General features: G+C 29.9%; 8 protein-coding genes. 2 read left to right on the plus strand and 6 right to left on the minus strand.

The features are described 5' to 3' along the window. Positions 1-269: hypothetical protein (locus KI369_RS26535; RefSeq protein WP_212958486.1), on the plus strand; the 269-nt coding region annotated here is incomplete at its 5' end. On the opposite strand, the gene KI369_RS26540 is transcribed toward KI369_RS26535, so the two are convergent. The 6 genes from KI369_RS26540 to KI369_RS26565 form a co-directional block, all read right to left on the minus strand. Continuing rightward, positions 252-1,619, minus strand: coding sequence for an HlyD family secretion protein (locus KI369_RS26540; protein WP_212958488.1), 1,368 nt, complete (start codon positions 1,617-1,619; stop codon positions 252-254). The two genes, KI369_RS26535 and KI369_RS26540, sit on opposite strands and share 18 nt — an antisense overlap. A gap of 27 nt (positions 1,620-1,646) precedes the next feature. Then, the gene (locus KI369_RS26545; RefSeq protein WP_212958490.1) at positions 1,647-3,839 is read right to left on the minus strand and encodes a peptidase domain-containing ABC transporter; all 2,193 of its coding nucleotides are present in this window, start codon (positions 3,837-3,839) and stop codon (positions 1,647-1,649) included. Positions 3,840-4,046: 207 nt separating this feature from the next. Further along, entirely contained in the window at positions 4,047-4,223 is a 177-nt protein-coding gene (locus tag KI369_RS26550; protein ID WP_000849668.1) for a class IIb bacteriocin, lactobin A/cerein 7B family, read from the minus strand. A 22-nt stretch (positions 4,224-4,245) separates the two neighbouring features. Continuing rightward, entirely contained in the window at positions 4,246-4,452 is a 207-nt protein-coding gene (locus tag KI369_RS26555; RefSeq protein WP_212958493.1) for a class IIb bacteriocin, lactobin A/cerein 7B family, read from the minus strand. A 134-nt stretch (positions 4,453-4,586) separates the two neighbouring features. Beyond that, on the minus strand, positions 4,587-4,727 hold the full coding sequence (locus KI369_RS26560; protein WP_000069043.1) for a hypothetical protein: 141 nt from the start codon (positions 4,725-4,727) through the stop codon (positions 4,587-4,589). A 550-nt stretch (positions 4,728-5,277) separates the two neighbouring features. Beyond that, the gene (locus KI369_RS26565; RefSeq protein WP_000473834.1) at positions 5,278-5,559 is read right to left on the minus strand and encodes an LCI fold-containing protein; all 282 of its coding nucleotides are present in this window, start codon (positions 5,557-5,559) and stop codon (positions 5,278-5,280) included. 403 nt (positions 5,560-5,962) lie between these two features. On the opposite strand from KI369_RS26565, the gene KI369_RS26570 reads away from it, so the two are divergent. Next, positions 5,963-6,073 (plus strand): YjcZ family sporulation protein, encoded by a 111-nt coding sequence (locus tag KI369_RS26570; protein ID WP_000540371.1) that lies wholly within the window; start codon positions 5,963-5,965, stop codon positions 6,071-6,073. The last annotated feature ends 33 nt before the right edge of the window (positions 6,074-6,106 follow it).

The raw sequence follows: 6,106 nt of genomic DNA on the forward strand, positions 1-6,106 counted from the left end.
TTGTTCATCCCCCACTGATTATGAGCCCTCACCAATCGGGCTTTTACGGGATAAACCACTGGACATTTAATTATGAAAAAGTACCAATAACAAAAAAAGTTAAAAATAATGATACATATCCAAGATACATAAAACGTTTATCGTGTGTTTTAAAATATAACGTAATACACAGTAAAGTGACCAGTAAAAAAACTGCTGTAGACACTATGAACATGAATGTTCCTCCTAAAAAGCTAATTTATTATTCTTTGTCAGTTAAGTATATCTAATTTTTCTAATATTAATGAAAGAATATTTCTTTGATCTACTACAATTGCAGCTTTTCCAGTAGAACCTGATCGCAACTTCTTTTTCCCTTTATTTTCAATTGTTCCTTCTACAACAAAGAATGTAGTATCTTTATTCTTGCTAATAATAGGATCATGATAGATTTGAACTACATTTCCATAATAAGTTTCCGTCGTTCCCACTTCAAAAGTATATTTAATTTTATCGCCCAATTTAATTTTATTAATCTCTTCTGAATTAATATATAATAATACCCTATTCGTATTTTCATCAGGTGATATTGATAATACCTCTTTATCTTGTTCAATCGTTTCCCCTACTTTAATACGATTCGGCATTTCAATTACACCATCTTTCGGTGCAATAATTACAGTTTGTTCATAACTCAAATTCATATTATTGATATCTTGTTGCAACAAAGACAATTGTTTTTTCTTTTCAGCAATCTCCTTCGAAATATCTGAGACTTTAGAAGTTCTAAGACTTTCAACAGAATCTTGGATATTAGACTCTTGAGTTCTTATATTCTCATTGATAACCTTTTTCTCCAATGCTATTTCCTGGGTCCTATTTTTTATTTGCTCTTGTTTTATTAAAATACTCTTTAGATTCCCCTCAATCTCAGAATCTAATTGATTAACCTTATTCATATTTGCTTCAGTTTCTTGATTAATATTTTCATCCTTAATAATCTTATTTTGTTTAAGAAGCCCCTCTTTTTCAATTTTCAAGATATTATTTTGATTTTTTATAGCTTCAATTTCAAATTCCAGATTATTTATAACCTCATCTTTTACATGATTTAGGCCTTGAAGGCGAAAGTTAAAATCAGCAATCTTATTTTTATTTTCATTATTTAATAAGTCTTTTTGCTTTAAATAGCTATCTAATTCATTTTTAATACTTCCTTCAACATCTACAGGCAATTTTGATTGGTTCTTTTCAATAACATCTTTAAGAATGTTTAAATCCTTAATTTCCGCATCCAATTTCTCTCTATTTTCTTCTAAGTGTTTTTTTTCCTGCTCTAACTGTTTATTAGTTATACCTATTAAAGGATCTCCCCTATGTACTTTTTCGCCTTGTTTAATCTTAATATCATTAATTTCTCCTGATACTTTTGGTTTAACAGCTACTGCAGCTGTAGAAGATTGGATAGTAGCAGACCCTTTAGTTGAGATATCTATTTTACTAAAATAAGACCAAATCAAAGCACTAACTATTATAGCTAGTACTAAATAGATAAATAGCTTAATAAATTTCGGGGGATTTTTCTCAAGCATTTCAACGCTATCAGTCAGCTCTGTTATGTCTCTTATTGTTTGTGACATTTATGTATACTCCTCTTATGCTCCTTTTTATCGGGTGATCTCTAATAATTCTTGTGGTAGCTGATTATTCCACAACACTCTATATAAACCATCTTTATTTATTAATTCTCCATGCTTGCCTTCCTCAACAATTTCTCCTTTGCTCATTACAAATATGTTATCACAATGCATAATTGTACTTAATCGATGAGCAATTGTTATGGTTGTTAGTTTACCTGCTCTATATTCCTTTAAGTTTTCAATTATTTTTCTCTCACTAGTCGAATCCAGATGACTTGTAGCCTCATCCAAAATAAGTACATCTGCTTCTTTTAATAGAGCACGGGCAATTGATAACCGTTGCCGTTGACCACCAGATACATTAGAAGCATTTTCTTCTAATAATGTGTCATATCGGAGTGGCAAGGAACTAATGAATTCATGGGCATCGGCCAATATACATGCCTCTATTATTTTGTCCATTGTTACCTCTCTGTTCAAACCAAATACCAAATTATCAAAAATACTACCACTAAAGAAAAAAGATTCCTGAGCAACATAAGCTATTTTATTTCTTAAACCTGTCCTATTCATATCTTTAATATGATAGTTATCATAATAAATGTTACCTTCGTTTACGTCATAATATCTCATTAATAATTTAGCAATTGTTGTTTTACCTGAACCACTTTCCCCTACAAACCCAACACTATATCCAATTGGGATTTCAAAACTTAAATTATTAAATATATTTTGCCTAGTTCCATATTTAAAAGTTATATTATCCAATCTAATTTTGTGATGAAAAGAAGTAGGTGAAAGTTTTTTATCTTCTTGATCATTTTTTTCTAAATCTAAATCTAAAATCTCAGTCAATCTTTTTGAAGCAACAAAAGCAGATTGTAATGTTGGCTGTAAATCTACTAGGTTTTTTATAGGATCTAAGAAATACACTAATAGTGCATTATATGCAACTAGCTGACCTATTGTCATTTCCCCGTTTAATATAGCAATAGCTCCAACCCATAAAATTACAACACCTCCTACTAATTCCACAATTGTTTTAATAGATTCTTGACTATTTGTAATTAAAAACCGTTTAAAGAATTTCTGCAAAAGACTTATCAATCTTTTTTCAGTTTGAAATTCTGCTTCTTTTTCAGCATTATAGGATTTTATTGTTGATATCCCATTTAGCGATTCTACAATATAAGAAGTTAATTCAGCATTACTTTCCATTTCTTGACGATTAATTTTTTCATAAGAGCTTTGAAACATCCAAATAATAAGGATGTATATAGGTACGTGTAATGCTGTAATGAAAAATAAAGTAGAACTTTGTGTATACAACAAAATAGAACCAGCTATTACCATAATCGTATCAATCATCACAGTTAAAGTTGTTGTCGCAAGTGCCTCCCTAATTTTAGCAGCATCTTGGAACCTCGAAATAATTTCACCAACTTTTCTTGTTTCAAAAAAGTTCATAGGTAAGGATAAAACATGTTTATAGTAACCAAACATTAACTTTATATCTAACCGACGACTCAAATATAAAATTAAATGCGACCTAAACAACTCTAAAAGAACTTTAAAAATGTATAATATGATGATCCCAATAGAAAGATATGTTAGCGTATGCTTTAAATTCTCAGTAACAATATTATCAATTACAATTTTGAAATAAAAAGCACCCAAAACTCCAAATATGGTTATTAAAATTGATGAAAGAAAAATAGGAATTAAGAGACTTTGTTGATTTTTTAAAAGAAACATAAATCTACTGAATGTATTTTTCTCTTCATCTCTTAATTGAAAAGATTCATTAGGTATTAAAAGAACTAAAACGCCTGTCCAAATCTCATTAAATTCCTTAATATCATATTTAATAATCCCTTCTCCAGGATCAGCAACAATCACTTTACCCTTTTTGGTGATTTCTAAAATAACAACATAATGTAATAACTTCCCATCAATTATGACATGCGCAATAGCAGGTAATGGAATCTCTTTTAAAGATTCTACATTTCCCCTTACTCCTTTGGCAGAAAAACCCAACTTTTCAGCCGCTTGAATTAAACCATAAACATTCGTTCCATTTCTATCAGTTCCAGCATATTCTCTGATTTTGGAGATAGGTATATGTAATCCATAATGTTTAGAAACAGTAGAAATGCATGCTGCACCACAATCTTTAATATCGTGTTGTCTCACCCAATGATATTTTTTAAATAAAGACATACTTATTTAAACAACCTCTCATATTTAACTTTTAAATGCATTCTCTCCCACATATGTTAATAAACACAGGAGTGTCAAACTTATTGCACTTAAAGATAACAATAAAATTTGTTAGCCTTTCAAAAATTCCATATCGAAAGGCTTTTTATAAAGAAGAAAAGATTGTACTATTAAGCGCATACAATCTTTTCCTCTTTATAAAAATGTTTATTTTTTCTTCTTTTTCTTTTTTGCTTGACTCTCTTCGTAAGCATCCCACAGTCCAGCACCAGCTCCAACAACTAGTAAGCCACCTGCTACTATTACAGGACCAAGTCCACCATTTGTATCGTACAACTCTTCTTCAGTTAGACTTTTGTACTTTTCTAAAGTAATCGTTTTCATTTTAAGCACTCCTTACTACCTCTTATTTGAAAATCTTTTTACCAACCCATTTTCCGCCTACATAACCTGCTCCAACAACTCCAGCTCCAGCTGTTATTGCACCAGCTACTTTTGTAAAACCAGCAACTCCAGCAATTGCTAAAGGAACCACTCCACCATCAATGTTTTTTAATTCCTCATTACTTAATACTGATAAATTAGGCATTTCTTTTTTTAATACTGAATTCATAATAATATCTCCTATTCTTAATTTAATTATATTACATTTAAGTAATATGGATTTCATATTAATACACCTTTTAATAAAAATCTACACTTTTTTGAAAAAATTCTTTTTTCTTGATTTAATTCCATTATTTTACTTTAGAATACAACAGAACCCACCCACTTACCTACAATGTAACCAATATAAATAAGCAGAGCTCCTGTTAAGATATAAAAACAAGATTTAAAATACATACTCCTTTCAATCGCATCACCAATTTGATGAAACATGTTTGACATAAAGAAAACACCACCTTTTTATAATTATTAGAGTAGAACACACAGCGATGTTATCAGAAAACAACTAATCAACACAATACTTATTGGAATAATTATATATAAAATAATAACAGCGTTCACAAAAATTTAAAATTTATGAAATGAATTACTCTATAGTTAATATTTAGAATTCAAAAGGTTTATTAGGTAAAAAACAAGTTATATTACAACTAATTATTTCTATTTAATAAATCCCCTAACCCTTATGATAACGCTTGAGCATATCTTTCTATAAAGTTGAGGAATAATAGGCTTATTAAATGATGTATCCTCTCACCAATATAATTTACATAACCTTAAAAAAATAAAAATTGTTATATAATGGAACTAAGCCGTAATCAATATGGTTTCCCCGTTATGAATAATGAGATAATTTATGTATCCCCTGTACTCGCTTTAACAAAAAAGAGAACTTGTAGTGATTTCTACAAGTTCTTTTTTCCTTTTTATGGAGCATCATTTTAAAAACTAAAAATAAAAGAACCTCAATAAATGAGGTTCAAAGAATCTACTATTTTAAATTACCTTCGTAAAAAGCAACTCCATTTTGAACATGTTTTAAATACCACGTAATCGTCCCGCCACAAACATTTTCATTAAAACTATTAGCATATACTCCATTTGAGTAATAAAGAGTTCTTTTGAATTTACCATTAGAATACTCATAAGGAATTGAGCATGCTGCTTGCTTCGGAGAACTCACAGCTTTTTGCGTATCAGCTGAAGCCGCTCCAATTCCTCCTGTTAATGCAATACCAGTTGCCAATAGCCCTACTACTAATTTCTTGAACATAATAAATCCCCCTTTAATAGTTTTTATAACTTACAACTTAAATGTATCACTTTTTTATTTTTTGTAAATATATTGAATATATAGAAATATTTATTTGATTTTTGGTAATATTAGGATTTTATTTTATCAAATGGACAATAGAGGAGTTTAGGAAAGTATGTAACAATGCATAATAAATCAATTAGATATTATGCTATACTCACAAAGAGCTGATACAAAATTTCTTTAGATTGGAAAACTAAAGTCTTATCTACCTAACAGGAAGGCGCCTAATGGCGTCTTTTCTTTATTTTCAAAAGGACCTGCTCCATTCGTTCTTTAAAACATAAGGTAAAGTGAACCCGTTAAAATCCATGGAATGAATCCTAGTTTTCCCCTCTTATCTAAAGGAGGCACTATTGTTATGGGATATGGTGGTAGTTGCGGCGAAGGCTGCGGTTTCGCTGGAGGATTCGCTTTACTAGTTGTATTATTTATTTTATTAATCATTATCGGATGTAGTTGTTTCTGCTAAAAACTATTAGAAAAGGTACCTATATATAGGTAC

The sequence above is a fragment of the Bacillus sanguinis genome (genome assembly GCF_018332475.1).
GTDB classification, from domain to species: Bacteria; Bacillota; Bacilli; order Bacillales; family Bacillaceae_G; genus Bacillus_A; species Bacillus_A sanguinis.